General features: G+C 37.8%; 14 protein-coding genes. 2 read left to right on the top strand and 12 right to left on the bottom strand.

What is annotated here, in order from left to right; all coding sequences use genetic code 11:
- The first annotated feature begins 35 nt into the window (after positions 1-35).
- On the top strand, positions 36-2,219 hold the full coding sequence (gene nrdD / locus RV17_RS00205) for an anaerobic ribonucleoside-triphosphate reductase (protein ID WP_071868188.1): 2,184 nt from the start codon (positions 36-38) through the stop codon (positions 2,217-2,219).
- A 145-nt stretch (positions 2,220-2,364) separates the two neighbouring features.
- Positions 2,365-2,967: an anaerobic ribonucleoside-triphosphate reductase activating protein gene (nrdG, locus tag RV17_RS00200; RefSeq protein ID WP_071868187.1), complete on the top strand. Its 603-nt coding sequence runs from the start codon at positions 2,365-2,367 to the stop codon at positions 2,965-2,967.
- An 84-nt stretch (positions 2,968-3,051) separates the two neighbouring features.
- On the opposite strand, the gene RV17_RS00195 is transcribed toward nrdG, so the two are convergent.
- The 12 genes from RV17_RS00195 to recR all read right to left on the bottom strand — a co-directional run bounded on the left by RV17_RS00195 (position 3,052) and on the right by recR (position 15,800).
- Positions 3,052-4,572, bottom strand: coding sequence for an MFS transporter (locus RV17_RS00195; RefSeq protein ID WP_071868186.1), 1,521 nt, complete (start codon positions 4,570-4,572; stop codon positions 3,052-3,054).
- 20 nt (positions 4,573-4,592) lie between these two features.
- A complete protein-coding gene (gene uxaC / locus RV17_RS00190) occupies positions 4,593-6,008 on the bottom strand; it encodes a glucuronate isomerase (RefSeq protein WP_067480413.1) in 1,416 nt (471 codons plus the stop codon).
- Between the two features lie 101 nt (positions 6,009-6,109).
- Positions 6,110-7,183, bottom strand: coding sequence for a mannonate dehydratase (gene uxuA, locus RV17_RS00185; protein ID WP_067480411.1), 1,074 nt, complete (start codon positions 7,181-7,183; stop codon positions 6,110-6,112).
- Between the two features lie 2 nt (positions 7,184-7,185).
- On the bottom strand, positions 7,186-8,814 hold the full coding sequence (locus RV17_RS00180) for a mannitol dehydrogenase family protein (protein WP_067480408.1): 1,629 nt from the start codon (positions 8,812-8,814) through the stop codon (positions 7,186-7,188).
- Positions 8,815-9,362: 548 nt separating this feature from the next.
- The gene (dinB, locus tag RV17_RS00175) at positions 9,363-10,478 is read right to left on the bottom strand and encodes a DNA polymerase IV (RefSeq protein WP_071868185.1); all 1,116 of its coding nucleotides are present in this window, start codon (positions 10,476-10,478) and stop codon (positions 9,363-9,365) included.
- 568 nt (positions 10,479-11,046) lie between these two features.
- On the bottom strand, positions 11,047-11,919 hold the full coding sequence (gene rsmI, locus RV17_RS00170) for a 16S rRNA (cytidine(1402)-2'-O)-methyltransferase (protein WP_067480403.1): 873 nt from the start codon (positions 11,917-11,919) through the stop codon (positions 11,047-11,049).
- Between the two features lie 84 nt (positions 11,920-12,003).
- Positions 12,004-12,351, bottom strand: coding sequence for a DNA replication initiation control protein YabA (locus RV17_RS00165; protein WP_067480400.1), 348 nt, complete (start codon positions 12,349-12,351; stop codon positions 12,004-12,006).
- Positions 12,344-13,168, bottom strand: a complete 825-nt coding sequence (locus tag RV17_RS00160) for a PSP1 domain-containing protein (protein ID WP_067480397.1) — start codon at positions 13,166-13,168, stop codon at positions 12,344-12,346. Before RV17_RS00160 ends, RV17_RS00165 begins: the two co-directional genes overlap by 8 nt.
- Before the next feature lie 29 nt (positions 13,169-13,197).
- Entirely contained in the window at positions 13,198-14,142 is a 945-nt protein-coding gene (gene holB, locus RV17_RS00155; protein ID WP_071868184.1) for a DNA polymerase III subunit delta', read from the bottom strand.
- An 8-nt stretch (positions 14,143-14,150) separates the two neighbouring features.
- A complete protein-coding gene (locus RV17_RS00150; protein WP_067480388.1) occupies positions 14,151-14,480 on the bottom strand; it encodes a cyclic-di-AMP receptor in 330 nt (109 codons plus the stop codon).
- A 14-nt stretch (positions 14,481-14,494) separates the two neighbouring features.
- Positions 14,495-15,139 carry a dTMP kinase gene (gene tmk / locus RV17_RS00145; protein ID WP_071868183.1) on the bottom strand — a complete coding sequence of 215 codons (645 nt, stop codon included), beginning with the start codon at positions 15,137-15,139 and terminating at the stop codon, positions 14,495-14,497.
- Between the two features lie 64 nt (positions 15,140-15,203).
- Positions 15,204-15,800 (bottom strand): recombination mediator RecR, encoded by a 597-nt coding sequence (gene recR / locus RV17_RS00140; protein ID WP_067480382.1) that lies wholly within the window; start codon positions 15,798-15,800, stop codon positions 15,204-15,206.
- Positions 15,801-15,821: the final 21 nt, after the last annotated feature.

Genomic DNA, 15,821 nt, shown 5'->3' with positions numbered 1-15,821 from the left:
TGATAGACAAGAACAATTTAGTAGGAGTTGAGAAGATGAAGGTAAACTATAAAGAAATTCCAGCCAATGAAGTAAAAGCATCAACAATCAAAATCATCAAACGTGATGGTCGTCACGTCGACTTTGATGAACAAAAAATTAATGAAGCACTAGTGAAAGCTGAAAAGAAAGTTCATGGCTCTTTATCTCCACTTGCCTATGAACGTATTCAGACAATCGTTGATTTAGTCGTTACTGAAATCAATAGTCGTTTTGTTGAAAATGTTAAAATCTATGAAGTTCAAAATATCGTTGAACACATTCTACTTGAAAAAAATGAATATGAACTTGCTGAAGAATATATCAATTATCGGACACGCCGTGATTTTGAACGTAGCAAAGCAACTGATATTAACTTTTCCATCGAAAAATTGATTAACAAGGATCAAACAGTCGTCAATGAAAATGCGAACAAAGACAGCAATGTTTTTAACACGCAACGTGATTTGACTGCCGGAATCGTTGGTAAGTCAATTGGCTTGAAGATGTTACCTCCTCATATTGCCAATGCACATCAAAAAGGCGATATCCATTATCACGATTTGGACTATCATCCATATACACCAATGACTAATTGCTGTTTGATCGACTTTAAAGGCATGTTAAATAATGGGTTTAAAATTGGAAATGCTGAAGTTGAATCACCAAAATCAATTCAAACAGCAACTGCCCAAATCTCACAAATCATCGCCAACGTAGCTTCTAGCCAATATGGTGGCTGCTCGGCAGACCGTACAGATGAATTACTTGCCCCATTTGCTGAATTAAATTACCAAAAACATTTAAAAGATGCAAAAGAATGGGTCGAAACAACTGAGCGACAAGAAGCTTATGCCAAATCAAAAACGAAAAAAGATATTTTTGATGCGATGCAAAGTTTAGAATATGAAATCAATACGCTGTTTACCTCTAACGGACAAACACCTTTTACTTCTCTTGGCTTTGGTCTTGGTGAAAATTGGTTTGAACGTGAAATTCAAAAAGCCATTCTACAAATTCGAATCAACGGACTTGGAAGCGAAAAGCGGACAGCTATTTTTCCAAAACTTATTTTTACCCTCAAAGCTGGCGTGAATCTTGCTCCAACTGATCCAAACTATGATATCAAAGAATTAGCTTTGGAATGTGCAACTAAACGGATGTATCCAGATATTTTAAATTACGATAAAATCGTTGAACTAACTGGTAGCTTCAAAGTCCCAATGGGTTGTCGCTCATTTTTACAAGGCTGGAAAGACGAAAATGGAACAGAAATCAATGTAGGACGCATGAATCTAGGTGTTGTCACACTAAACTTGCCTCGAATTGCAATTGAAGCAAAAGGAAATCAAGAAAAGTTTTGGCAATTATTATCTGACCGTCTTGAAATCATGAAAGACGCACTTGTTTATCGTGTAGAACGTTGTAAAGAAGCTATTCCTGCGAATGCGCCTATTCTATATATGTATGGTGCTTTTGGCAAACGTCTGTCACGTACAGATGCCGTTGATGAATTATTCAAAAACCGTCGGGCAACTGTCTCTCTTGGTTATATTGGTTTATACGAAGTCGCCTCTGCTTTTTATGGTGGTGAGTGGGAATCAGATCCGGAAGCAAAAGAATTTACTTTAGCTATTCTTAAAAAATTAAAAGCCAATGCAGATAATTGGGGTGATGAATATGGCTATCACTTTAGTGTATATTCAACACCAAGTGAAAGTTTAACTGATCGTTTCTGTCGTTTAGATACTGAAAAGTTTGGCATCATTGATAACATTACAGACAAAGAATACTATACAAACAGTTTCCATTACGATGTTCGTAAAAATCCAACACCTTTTGAAAAACTTGATTTTGAAAAAGATTACCCACAATATTGTTCTGGTGGTTTCATCCACTATTGTGAGTATCCAATGTTGCAACAGAATCCAAAAGCATTGGAAGCTGTTTGGGACTATGCTTACGACAAAGTTGGTTACCTTGGAACAAATACACCAATCGACCACTGCTATGAATGTGGTTTTGAAGGTGATTTCACTCCAACAGAACGTGGTTTTGAATGTCCTGAATGTGGCAACCACGATCCAAAAACTTGTGACGTTGTTAAACGTACTTGTGGTTATTTAGGTAATCCACAAGCTCGCCCAATGGTTCATGGACGTCATAAAGAAATTTCTTCTCGTGTAAAACACATGAAGTAGTCCATTACCCGATTGTAAAACTGAAAGTTGTGATAAAAATCAAATTGCTTTTTGTCACAACTTTTTTGATAAGCACTTTTCCACTAATTTAGATTACTTTGGTAGCTAAACTGCAAGAACTTATACTATAGAAAGAAGTGTTTTGATGAGAAATCCAAAACCAAAAGAATGGTTAGCTGAAGATTATAGTCAAAATTATATTGCTGACTATAAAGCATTTAATTTTGTCGATGGCGAAGGTGTCCGCAATAGCTTATACGTCAGTGGTTGCCTGTTTGCTTGCGAAGGTTGTTTCAATAAAGCAGCTCAAAATTTCCGCTATGGAAAACCATTCACTCAAGAACTAGAGGAGCAAGTAATCGAAGACCTTCGCCATGATTATGTCCAAGGTTTGACCTTACTTGGTGGGGAGCCCTTTTTGAATACAGATGTTTGCTTGCAAGTTGTTCGTCGAATCCGTCAAGAGTTTGGTCATACTAAAGACATCTGGTCGTGGACTGGTTATACTTTTGATGAATTGTTACAAGACTCCGAAGATAAGCTAGCTTTACTAGCAGAAATCGATATCTTAGTTGATGGTCGTTTTGATCTTTCCAAACGTGATTTGAAACTACAATTTCGTGGAAGCAGCAACCAACGAATTGTCAATGTTCAAAAATCTTTAGCACAAAATAAAGTCGTTATCTGGGAAAAATGCTTCGACGCTACTCAAACATACGAGCAAATCAAAAAACAAGATTTGATTTGACAACAAGCACAACCAGCTACCAGAGTTGATTATTCAGTCAACTTTGGTAGCTGGTTGTTTGTTTTCCTATTTTAAATTTATTATTTAAACATTCGGTTGCTTTGGCCACGCCTCTTGATAAGGATGTCCGGTTAATTCTTCTACTACATCTTTTGCTTCTGGTGTCACCATTGCTTTCAAGCCACCATCTTCCAAACGATCAATTTCATGTTTCAACACTTCATGCGTTTCACGATTCAATTTAAACGTCAGAGCCATCACTAAAGCACAAGAAATCAGAACGACGGGTGCAATAAAGAAAATCAAGGCGATGCCCGTTTGAATATGGTGAGGGGTATTCGTAAAATTCGTCATTGTTTTTGAATCAAAACCAATCGCTGCTAGTAAAATCCCGGCAATCCAAGAAGCTAATGCACCAGTTGATTTTCTAAAGAACGTCATCACTGCTGCATAAATTCCAGCACGATCGCCTCGGGTCATCATGCGGTCAACATCTGGAATAAAGGGAAAAACATTCCAAGGTGTAAATTCTAAAATTGCACGCGCACATTGATAAAATACGGAAATAATTACTAAGACCCAAAAAGCATTTTGGACGTGCAGTGCCCAAGTTAAGAGGTACCCAACCATCGTAACAATAATCGTAACGTAGCTTAGCATAAATAAGTAACGAGGGCCACGAGTTAACATCAGGCGTGCAGCCACCAATGTTGCAATGATTCCAAAAATGGAAAGTGCTTGAAGTGTCCACGGTGTATCCTCTTTTACGCCATGAATACAACAAATAATAAAAGTTGGTAACAACGTAGAATAAAAATCTTTCCCAGTAAATGATAATAAGTAAATACCTAAATGTTGACGAAATGCTCGATTTTTGAACGTTGAAAAATAATCTTGGACTGTTTTCTTCATAAATTCGCCTAAAGATAATTTGGGTTGACTTTCTAACTCTGCTAAAAATTCAGGCGTTAACGGACGTTCCCACGTTGTTCGGTAAGAAATAAAAATCGCAACAACAAAAATCACCGTCCAAATAATGCCCGTAATCAGATAAGCATTTGGGTTTTTCATATGCTGCAACGCTGCTAATACTAAGAAAACAAGTGCTGTCCCCGTTGCAGAAATAAACATACGCGAGCTAGATAAAATCGTACGCAGATTATAATCATCGGTCATTTCTGTTGGTAAAGTTTCCCACGGAATCAAAATCATGGCAATTGCAAGTTCGATTGCTACATAAATAACTAGATAATAGATCCAACTATCTGCCTGAACCCAGAACAACGGAAAGAGAATCGTAAACAAAATTCCGCCTAATAAAATAAAGAAATGACGACGTCCGAAACGTTGACCTAATTTTGTCCGATAAAAGCCATCCGTAATCGCACCAAAAAATAACGAAAACATGGCGTCAATGATCCGACCAATTCCTGTGATTGCTCCGGCAAACGCTGGATTGATTCCTTGACTCAACACGAAAGCGAAAATAACACCTGAAACGATATTATTCCAACCACCACCCATTAAATCAGTTAATCCATAGGCAACTCCTCGACCAATTGTAATTTTTTTCGGTTGATAAACCCACTGCTTATTTTTGTCCATTTCTCTTCATCCACCCTCCGTCAACTTTCAAAAAAGCCAAAATATTCATGTGCATTGCCATAACAAATATCTTTGACGATCTGTCCCAAATATTCATCTTCCTCAGGCAATCGGCCTTGATCGACCCATTCACCTAAGAGCTGACATAATACGCGACGGAAATATTCATGACGTGGATAACTCAAGAAACTTCGAGAATCAGTCAACATCCCAGTAAAGTTAGCCAACAAACTTTGTTGTGCCATAATCGTTAGTTGATTGCGCATTCCTTCACAAGTGTCGTTAAACCACCACGCACAACCCAGTTGAAGTTTCTGAACAATTTCTCCTTGAAAACTTTGCATGGCTGTTGCTAATGGTAACCAGTCATTTGGATTCAACGAATATAAGATTGTTTTTGGTAACTGATTTGCCTCTTCTACCTCAGCAAATAAGTTTACGATATTTTTTGTCAGTTCACTTTGATCCCCCATTGAATCACCACCAACATTGATTCCGATTTCTCGTTTCATTTTCGTTGAGTCGTTGCGAAACGCGTTCATGTGCATCTGCATCGTCCATTGACGCTGATGATATTCTCCCATCAAATGCTTTTGGATTGCTGTTGTAAATTGAGCCACTTCCGTTGTTGTAAAGTTCGTTTCTCCAGTTAGTGCACGTGCTAAAATTGCATCTAATTCTTCATTGGTTGCCGGCGCATACACAAACGTATTCAATCCTTGATCTGCTAAACGTCCCCCCATTTCGTGGAAAAATGCTACACGATTTGATAAAGCAATTGTTAAATCTGCAAACGTTTGAATTGATTGTTGTGCACTCTCACCTAGTTTTTCTAAGTATTCACGATATTCTTCTGTAGTAATTGCCCAAGTGTTATCTGGACGAAAAGTTGGCAATACTTTAAAGGAATTATGTTCTTGTGCTAATACTGCATGATACCCTAAGTCATCAGTAGGATCATCGGTTGTGCAGATTGCTTTAACTTTCATCATTTCTAATAATTTTTTTGGTCGATATGCATCGGTTTGAATTTTTTCATTGGCTTGTCGCCAAATTTCTGGTGCATTTTTTTGATTAATGATTAAATCAATAGCAAAGTAACGACGCAACTCTAAATGAGACCATTCATAAATTGGATTTCCCGGAGCTTTTTCCATTGTTCGAACAAAGGCCAAAAACTTTTCATAATCATCACCATCACCACTAATTAGTTCTTCAGCGACACCATTAGCTCGCATCAAACGCCATTTATAATGATCGCCTGCTCCGCGATTGTTGAGCCAAACTTGAGTTAGGTTCTCATACTGTTGATTTTCAAAAATGACTTTTGGCTCTAAGTGACAGTGGTAATCAATAATTGGTTCATCTTTGGCATACTGATGGAATAACTTGCGTCCTACTTCATTGGTTAATAAAAAATTTTCATCTAAAAACATAGTTAAGCGCTTCCTTCTTTTTGATTTTTATTCAGAGGCTGAACTTAAAAATTGCTCAGCCTCATTCCTTTTCTGTTGACGTTAAAGATGATTCCTTTCAATTATTTTTGATTTTCTTTTTCTAATGCTTCCCAAAGACCATTCAAATACACCGCCCCAAGTGCGCGATCATATAAGCCATAACCCGGACGTCCTGTTTCCCCCCAGATCATTCGTCCATGGTCAGGACGGATATAACCATTAAACCCATTGTCATACATTGCTTTTAAAATTCGATACATATCTAATGAACCGTATTCTGATTTGTGTGGTGCTTCATAGAAATCTTTTTCTTGGATAAATTTGATGTTACGAACATGGGCAAACGGAATCCGATCTCGTTGACAAAATTCTGCCATGATTTCATAAACATTATTTGCTGGGTCTTCCGCAATGCTACCTGTACACAACGTAATTCCATTTGCAGGACTATCAACTACTTGACAAATCCAGTCCAAGTCTTCTCGATTTTTCACGATTCGTGGCAAGCCAAAAATCGAATACGGTGGATCATCTGGATGGACCGCCATTTTTATACCAACTTCTTCACAAGTCGGAATAATCGCCTTCAGAAAATAAGCAAAGTTTTCGCGTAACTTAGCTTCATCCACCTCTTTATAGGCTTGAAGTAATTCTTTTACTTGTGCCAAACGTTCTGGTTCCCAGCCCGGTAACTCAAAGTCATTGCTGGAATTTTCAACTTTTTTAATAATCTCTTCTGGATCTTCCGGAATATCTGCTGCAATATACGCTAATGTTGAGGAACCGTCTGACAAGCGATAATCGAGATCGGATTTTACCCAGTCAAAAACAGGCATGAAATTATAACAGATTACTTCAATACCAAATGCTGCCAAATTTCGAATCGTTTGTTGATAATTTGCAATATATCGGTCCCTACTTGGCAAGCCAATCTTGATAGCATCATGAACGTTAACACTTTCTATAACTTTTAACGTTAAGCCTGCTGCTTCAATTTCTTCTTTCAGTGATTTGATTCGTTCTTTCGGCCACACTTCTCCAACGGGGATATCCATAAGTGTTCCCACAATCCCCTTCATCGCTGGAATTTGTCGAATTTCTTCTAAAGTAATCTTTTCTTCTTGTGAACCGTACCATCTAAAAGTCATTTCCATGATTATTTTCCTCCGAAATTTGTTAAGTAGGTACGAATCGTTTGTCTAACTGCTCCTGGACCTACTAACATTTCTGTTACTATTTGTTCAATTTTTTCGCCAAGGCCTACTTCATATAAATTTGAACCAAAAATTGTTTCATTGGCTAAAATACTTGCAACACTTTGATGAATTACCTCTGGCGATTGTTCACCTAAATGAAGACTTGCCAGCTGCTCCTGTAATTCAGCTAACAATGGATCAGGGCTTGGTACAAATTCATTTCCTTCATCATCAACTGCCAACAAGTAACGTAACCAAGCTGCAATTGCCACTGGAATAAATACGAGAGATTGCGCAGCTGACTTTTCTGTATATTTTTTAATGGTTTCACCAAAACGAATTGCCACTTTTTGCGAAGTATCGCTCGCAATTCGTTGCGGTGTATCAGGTATGTTGGGATTAGGCAATCGTTTCTTAATCACCTCATCAATGAATTGTTTAGGATCAATTATTTGGGGATCTTCTACTACTGGTAGGCCTTCTTGATACCCAATTGCTTTAATCAATCCCACAATCTCTTCGTCTTCCATCTCAGCTGCAATCGATTGATAACCAAGCAAACAACCAGTAATTGCCATTGCCGTATGAAGTGGATTCAAACATGTTGTTACTTTCATCACATCTGCTTTATCAACAATTTCCTGGCTCGTAAGGATGACACCTGCCTTTTCCAACGCAGGGCGCCCATTTGGAAAATGATCTTCGATAATCAAATAATGAATAACCTCTGTATTCACAAATGGTGCAATATTCGTGCGTTTTTCTGTATGAATAATTTCCATATCAACAAAACCGAGCTTCTCAAGTTCCGCCTGTACAATTTTTGCAGGGTTTGGTGTAATGCGATCAATCATGCTCCAAGGAAAGGTTACTTTTTCTGAATCAGTTAAATAATCAAGAAATTCATTGGAAACAAACCCTTTTTCTTGCCAGCATTTGGCAATTGTCAGTACGCTATCTTGGAATCGCTTTCCATTTCGCGAAAAATTATCAGTTGAAATCATGGCAATCGGTAATTTTCCCGCTAAAAATCGTTTGTGTAATAATGCGGTCACAATGCTCATCGTATGTTGAGGAGCTTCAAGACCATTTTCAATATCTGCTTCTACTACTGGAAAAAATTTCCCAGCAGCGTCTTTCAAGTGATACCCTTTTTCAGTAATCGTAAAGGTGGTAAACTGTAAGCTAGGATTTTCAAAATAATGAACAACTTGTGCAAAACTTTCTTTCTCACTAGGATGACAAAAGAAAGCATCTGCTGTTGCAGCTAAAAGCTTTTTATCTAACATTCCATCATCATGCATCACTACTTCCACTACATCACTATGAAATGGTTTGTAAGCCTTCTCAATTATTTCTTTGTCGAAAGTTTCACATACAACTATACCAGCAGCTAATTCTTTTTTATCAGCTAACCGTTGTGCAATCTCTGCGTGAAACCCACGATATAAATTTCCACCACCAAAATGAAGCCACACAGGTACTTCTTTTCCCTTTTCCTTGACTGAAGCAACATCATAGTTAGGAATAGTAATTCCTGCCTGTTTTAACTCAGTTAGTGATTTTTGCCAATCTTTTAAGTCAATCACAAAATCCCCTCCAAACTGATATATCAGTTGTTTTGATACTTGCATTATATTTGCCCATTTAGGCTTTGTCAATACGTCTATTTCATTTATTTTTATCTTATAATTAAAAAAATAGCAAATACTAATATATCAGAAAACCCAAAAAAGGGTGTGGCATCCGTCTTGCCACACCCTCTTTTTAAGAGTAAACGGTGTTTCCCAAGCAGCTTCTCGCACTAATTCATAACTGTCCAAAAATATGAAATGCTATTTTTGTCAGTTGCTCATTATTTTTTCGAAGCTGAACGCTTGGCGCCACAACCTTATTCACGGTGTTCCCAAACCAACTCCTCGAGATAGCTTGCATTCACTTCAAAATATGAAAAGCTATTTTGAGTGCTTGCTCGTTATCTGTTCGGAGCTAAGCAGTTTGCGCCACAACCTTATCCACGGTGTTCAAGAAGTAACTTCCTCAAAATAAGTCTAAATTACTCAAAAATTTGAGAAAGATTTCTGGTAATTTATTCTTATTTATTGAAGCTAGGCACTTCTTTTACAACCTCTCCTAATCAATCCTTCAAATCCCATAAAGGTAAAACAATATTTTCATAGGTCATAGGATCTAAGTTCGTAAGTGTAATTCCTAACAATCGAACACCCTTCTCTACGCCCAAAACTTCTTCCCAAATCAAACTAGCTTGATAATATAGAGCTTCTTTTTTGTAAATGTATTCAGGTAACGTTACCCGCTTCGTAATTGTTGAATAGTCCGTATAGCGAACTTTTAATACGACTGTTTTTCCATGCTTTTGAACTTTTCGTAGTGCTTCTTCTACCTTTTCTGCCAACTGTCGAAGCTGTGCCAAAACAGCTTCTTCTGTTTGCAATGGCTGACCATAGGTATGCTCTTTACCAACTGATTTTCGCTCTCGAGTTACGTTGACTGGAGAATCATGAATCCCGCGAACTTTTCGATAAAGTGAATAGCCCATTTTTCCAAAGTTTTGAATCAGCTGCATTTCACTCATTTCATATAAATCTGCACCTGTAAAAATTCCTAGCTCATTCATTTTAGGAACTGTTTTTTTACCAACGCCATGAAATTTTTCAATTGGTAATTTTTTCAAAAAAGACACCGCTTCTTGAGGAGTCACCACAGTAATCCCTCTTGGCTTTTGATAATCAGAAGCCAGTTTTGCCAAAAATTTATTGTAGCTGACTCCTGCCGAGCAAGTTAAATGAACAGCTTCCCAAATATCTGCTTGGATCATTCGAGCAATTTTAATTGCTGATTTACACCCCACTTTGTTTTCTGTCACATCCAGATACGCTTCGTCAATACTGACAGGTTCAACGATATCCGTGTACCGGTGAAAAACTTCTCGAACGATTTGGGATACTTCAGAATACTTTTGATGATCGCCAGGTTTAAAAATAGCTGTTGGACACAATTCAAATGCTTTTTGCGCACTCATCGCTGAGTGAATCCCATATTGTCTGGCTTCATAATTTGCTGTTGTCACGACACCCCGACCACCAGTATCACTTGGATGGCGAGCAATAACCAAAGGATGTCCTCTGAATTCTGGATGATCTCGTTCTTCAACCGAGGCGAAAAAAGCATCCATGTCGATATGGATGATTTTTCTAGATGTATCATTATGTAAAGGAAACTGTAGTTCCATATTTATTCACCTCGACCTTACTCTCTTTGTTATTATAGTCGAACTTTTGTTCCCTATCAAGCAATTGTGATTTAAATCTTATGTTTTGAAACGTGCGTGATTATTGATAAAGAGCGTTACTTTTTTTGTTGCTTAATCATGAAATGGTTCCATTTACTCGGTGCAAAATCATTCATTCGGTTCGCTTCATGCAAAAAAGAAGTAAAAACGATAGACTACTCACCATTCCAGCTAGTATACGCTAAATTTTTATCATCCTTAGATATGAAAAAACTTTCAATCTAAAATTTGGTTAACAGCCCTTTATTAGTCTATGGAAAGGACTTTTTTTATCGTTGAAACTATTTCGTCCACATGTAGAAACACCTAGCTGTTGTTTCGCACGTAAAACAGATGAAACCGACTAAAGTCATTAATAAACAAGCGTACACATTTCTGAAATTCAACACTCCTCTTCCCACTTATTTTGAGTAACATGTATGAAATCAGCTTTTAGACAAAAAGTCGGGAACAAAACACAAATCTGCTTTGTTCCCGACTTTTTGTCTATTACGTTGAAATTTTGTTCTCATGCATCTAATTCATGAAATTGTCGATAGACTTCTTGCTTTTTCAGATGATTCATTGCAGCCACTTTTTTAATAGCAGCATTTGGTTTCTCACCAGCTGTAATCAAGGCCTCTACTTGCTCCTTCAAAGAAACTTGATTGACTTCCTCTGCTTCGATCAGACGACCATCATCGCCCGCAACCATCAAGCAACATTCACCTTTGATTTGATTTTCTTTTAGATACATTAATAGTTCGTCTATGTCTCCACGTAGATATTCTTCATGGATCTTCGTTAGTTCTCGACATAGAACCACTTGGCGATTTCCAAATACCACGCGTATGTTTTCGAGTGTAGCACTTACACGGTATGGTGATTCATAAAAAATAAGTGTTGCTGTTTGGGTCTTTAATTGCGCCAAAGTTTCTTTTTGTTCTTTCTTTTTCCTTGGTAAAAATCCATAAAATAAAAATGGTTGTGGTACGAGACCTGAAGCAATCAAAGCCGTGATACCTGCCGTAGGTCCGGGTACCGAAACGACTGGGATTCCTTCTTCGATACATGCGACGACTAATTCGTGACCAGGATCGCTAATAGAAGGCATTCCCGCATCACTCACTTGGGCAATCGATTGTCCTATTTTCAATTGCTCGAGTAAGTACGGAATTCGTTCTTTATAGTTATGTTCATGCAAACTTTTTTGTGGTGTCTCCACTTCAAAATGGTTTAATAATTTTTGTGTATTACGTGTATCTTCACTTGCAATCAAATCTGCTTCATGTAACAGACGAACACTCCGGTAAGTCATATCTTCAAGGTTACCAATCGGCGTAGGAACAAGATACAAAGTTCCTATACCTGAATGATCCTTAAAACTTTTTTGATTATACATTTCCTGCCTCCTTAATAAAAAAAGAGCGAAGACACAAGTCGAACGACTCACGTCTTTGCCCCTAGCATAGACAACTTTTTAGTATTAGCGTCCACTTTCACGATAAATGACTTCTAAACAAAACGCGCAAGGCTCATCATTTTCGCGACGTGAACCATAGAGGTCATAACAAACATGAAATCCCTCTTCGTAAATTTTTTCTAAATTCATTCGGGATTTTGACAGTTCTTGTTTGACGCTTTCAGCAGGTGCTTCTGCCACTTGATTCAACTCACGCAAATGTTCACGCAGGCGTTGGTTTTCCATCTCAAGCGTAGTATTTTTTTCGACGATTTCATGAAGTGCGTGCTTCATTTCTACTAATTCAGTTAAGGTATTTCGTAATTCTGATTCTAGCTGGTTTAAGCCGTCATATAAAGATCGCTTATCCATTCATCTCACCTACTTGAATGAAGTCTTTTAATTCATCCCATTCATACTCCACTGGATTTTCTCGTCCTGTCAGCCGAACTTTTACAATTCGGCTAAGCAGGTTTAATCCTACGACTTTCCCTTTACCATCAGGTGTTTCAATCATTTTTCCAAAGTCAGGGAGTTCTTTTTTTGCCGCCTCATATTCTGCGCTCTCATATTGCAGACAACACATCAACCGTCCACATAAGCCAGAAATTTTTGTTGGATTCAAAGAAAGCCCTTGATCTTTTGCCATTTTGATTGAAACCGGTACAAAATCTCCTAAAAATGTCGAACAGCATAATGGTCGACCACAGGGGCCTATTCCACCAATAATTTTCGCTTCATCACGAACGCCAATTTGACGTAACTCGATCCTAGTCCGAAAAATACTTGCTAACTCTTTCACCAATTCCCGAAAGTCAATTCGTCCATCAGCAGTAAAAGAAAAAATCATTTTACTTCGATCAAACGTGTACTCCACCTTCACGATTTTCATTTCTAATTCGTGTTCACGCGCTTTTTGTTTGGCGATTTTTAACGCTTCGGTAGCATCTTGTTGATTTTTTTGTTCTTTTGCTAACTCGGTAGCCGAGGCTTTATGCAAAATGGGTTTGACTTCTTCTGGTAAATCTTGGGAATCAAGTTCTCGTTTGGGAATGGCAACTGTTGCAATATGTAAGGTTTGTTGAGATTCGACTAACACCTTATCATTATAAAAATATTCAGAATCCCCTGGCGCAAAATAATAGATATGCCCAGCATCTCTATAACGGACGCCTACTACTTCTACCATTTCCAACCTCCTTGGTTACTCAGCTATAATTAAAAAATCGTTTGTAAAACGAACTGTTCAGCTACTGCTTGAAAACTCACATTACTGCGTAGTTTTTGTTCAGCAACTAAAATATGTTCAATGATTTGATTGGCTTTTTTTGTCTTGTTTGATTCTTCAGCAAAAATTGCTTGTTTTTGTGCTTCTTGGAAATAAAATAACAGAATTGAAAGTGCCATAAACTGTTGACTTTTTTCCTTAAATACTTTGGTCAATTTCTTTTGGACATAGATAAATGCTTGTGGGTCTTGCTTTTGTAGATAGGTGAACCACTGATAAATCGAGTCCTTAGCCTCATTAAACCATTCATCTTCTGAGATTTCAACTGCTTTTCGTAAACTGTTGGTTAAGAATGCCAAAAGTTTCGCTTTTTCCAATGGAATTTGTTCTTCTTGTAGCTTGTAGATTAAAACTTCTTTTGAAAGTTCTTGAAAATGCAAAACTTGGCAACGTGATTGAATCGTTGGTAAAATTCGGCCAATCGCATCTGTTTCTAAAATCGCTAGAAAATCACCCGGTGGCTCTTCTAAGAACTTGAGTAGACTATTTGCCGCACTCACATTCATTTTCTCTGCTTCCTTGATTATGAAAACTTTCTTTTTTGATTCATATCCACTTCGACTAAATTCTGTTTGTAAACGACGAATTTGATCTACCTTGATTGTTTGCCCTTCAGGTTCGACCACTAATACGTCTGGATGTTCGTTATTTTGAATCCGCTGGCAGTTATTGCAAACACCACAAGGCTGGTTATCTGTTAATTGTGTACAAAATAAATGCTGAGCCAACCAAATACCCATTTCATGTTTACCCGTTCCTTTTTCGCCCTCAAAAAGATAAGCATGAGCGAGGCGCCCATGCTCAAAACTTCGTTGAAGCTGTTGATAAACGAAATGTTGCATTTGAGCCAGTTTTACTAACTCTTCTTGTTTCATAGCTCCTCCTAAAAATGATGGAATCCTTCGACAGGTAAAACAAAGACTGTTGCTCCGCCAACTTCCACCTCTACTGGGTAAGGAACGCCGCCATCCATAGAAATATCCAACGTAACTGGTGTTGAAACAAATTGTTTACGAGATTCACAAGTCTTCTTGATAATTTCAAGCGCTTCATCTACTCGTTCATCTTCAATCCCTACAATAAATGTGCTATTGCCAGCTTTTAAAAAGCCACCAGTTGAAGATAATTTTGTTGCTCGGATATTGGCATCAATCAATTCATTAGATAAACGGTTACTATCTTTGTCTTGGATAATAGCTAAAATAATTTTCATACACAGTCACCTTCCTAATTTTCAAAAAATTGTGGATATTTCTCAATAATAGCATAATAACTAGCCTGAAGAACTTCTTCAAAACTCAATCTTGCATCAATTTTATGAATACGTTCTGGGTATTCTTCCGCAAGTTTTAGATACGCATGACGAACCCGTTGATGAAACTCAAGTCCCTCAGAATCTAAGCGATCAATTTGATTCTGGCGATTTTTTTGGATACGATGCAACCCAGTATCAGAATCAACATCCAGATATAAAGTAAAATCAGGCGTCAATCCTTCCGTTGCAAACTCATTCAATCGAGCGATTTCACGCATGCCAATACGTCGTCCAGCACCTTGATAGGCAAGTGAACTATCCACAAAACGATCACAAAGAACAATACTTCCTTCTTTTAATGCAGGCAAAATCTTTTCAACTAAATGTTGTCTTCTAGCAGCTGCATAAAGAAGTGCTTCTGTTCGTTCATCCATCCGTTCGTTTTTAGGATCAAGAATGACTTGGCGAATTTCTTCCGCAATTGGAATACCACCAGGTTCTCTTGTTTGAATCATTTCTGTTTTTGCGACTTTTTTCAATAGAGGAAATAATTCCTTCAGGATGCTCGTTTTTCCAGCACCATCCGGCCCCTCAATTGTGATAAATAGTCCGTTCACACTTTTGCCTCCATCTCTTGCACTACATCTTCATTGTAGCTGAAATTCAAATTATTTCAAAAAATTACAGCTCACGCCGTCCTTCAACTGCTTTTAACAACGTAACTTCATCCGCATACTCGATATCTGAACCGACAGATAAACCATGTGCTAGTCGAGTAACTTTGATGCCAGCAGGTTTGATTAAACGAGATAGATACATCGCAGTTGCTTCACCTTCCGTTGTTGCGTTTGTTGCTATGATGACTTCTTTTACCTCATCGTTATGCAGTCGTTGCAATAAAGAGGAAATATTGATATCTTCTGGTCCAGTTCCTTCAGTTGGCGATAACACGCCATGAAGAACATGGTATAAGCCATGGTACTCGCGCATTTTTTCCATTGCCATCACATCTTTGGGTTCCTCGACTACTAAAATAATACTGCGGTCGCGTGACGGATCTTTACAAATTTCGCAAGGGTCTTCTTCAGTAATGTTTCCGCAAATGCTACAAAAGTGCAAATCACGCTTGACACTCAACAACGATTTGGCAAATTCATTAACTACTTCATCTTTCATATCGATTGTAAAAAATGCTAAACGTGTAGCCGTTTTTTGACCAATCCCAGGAAGTTTCATATAGCTGTCGATCAGTTTGGCAATTGGTTCTGGATATTGCATAATCATTACTCCTTCACGAAA

It is taken from the genome of Enterococcus thailandicus (assembly GCF_001886265.1).
In the GTDB taxonomy this organism is placed as follows: domain Bacteria; phylum Bacillota; class Bacilli; order Lactobacillales; family Enterococcaceae; genus Enterococcus_B; species Enterococcus_B thailandicus.
The sequence above is the reverse complement of the archived record's forward strand: the minus strand, read 5'-3'. Positions and strand labels throughout refer to the sequence as shown.

Excerpts from the sequence above, each read along its gene's own strand:
- nrdD (WP_071868188.1), top strand. The coding sequence starts at position 36 with ATGAAGGTAAACTATAAAGAAATTCCAGCCAATGAAGTAAAAGCATCA.
- nrdG (WP_071868187.1), top strand. The coding sequence starts at position 2,365 with ATGAGAAATCCAAAACCAAAAGAATGGTTAGCTGAAGATTATAGTCAA.
- RV17_RS00195 (WP_071868186.1), bottom strand. The coding sequence starts at position 4,572 with ATGGACAAAAATAAGCAGTGGGTTTATCAACCGAAAAAAATTACAATT.
- uxaC (WP_067480413.1), bottom strand. The coding sequence starts at position 6,008 with ATGTTTTTAGATGAAAATTTTTTATTAACCAATGAAGTAGGACGCAAG.
- uxuA (WP_067480411.1), bottom strand. The coding sequence starts at position 7,183 with ATGGAAATGACTTTTAGATGGTACGGTTCACAAGAAGAAAAGATTACT.
- dinB (WP_071868185.1), bottom strand. The coding sequence starts at position 10,478 with ATGGAACTACAGTTTCCTTTACATAATGATACATCTAGAAAAATCATC.
- rsmI (WP_067480403.1), bottom strand. The coding sequence starts at position 11,919 with ATGTATAATCAAAAAAGTTTTAAGGATCATTCAGGTATAGGAACTTTG.
- RV17_RS00165 (WP_067480400.1), bottom strand. The coding sequence starts at position 12,351 with ATGGATAAGCGATCTTTATATGACGGCTTAAACCAGCTAGAATCAGAA.
- RV17_RS00160 (WP_067480397.1), bottom strand. The coding sequence starts at position 13,168 with ATGGTAGAAGTAGTAGGCGTCCGTTATAGAGATGCTGGGCATATCTAT.
- holB (WP_071868184.1), bottom strand. The coding sequence starts at position 14,142 with ATGAAACAAGAAGAGTTAGTAAAACTGGCTCAAATGCAACATTTCGTT.
- RV17_RS00150 (WP_067480388.1), bottom strand. The coding sequence starts at position 14,480 with ATGAAAATTATTTTAGCTATTATCCAAGACAAAGATAGTAACCGTTTA.
- recR (WP_067480382.1), bottom strand. The coding sequence starts at position 15,800 with ATGCAATATCCAGAACCAATTGCCAAACTGATCGACAGCTATATGAAA.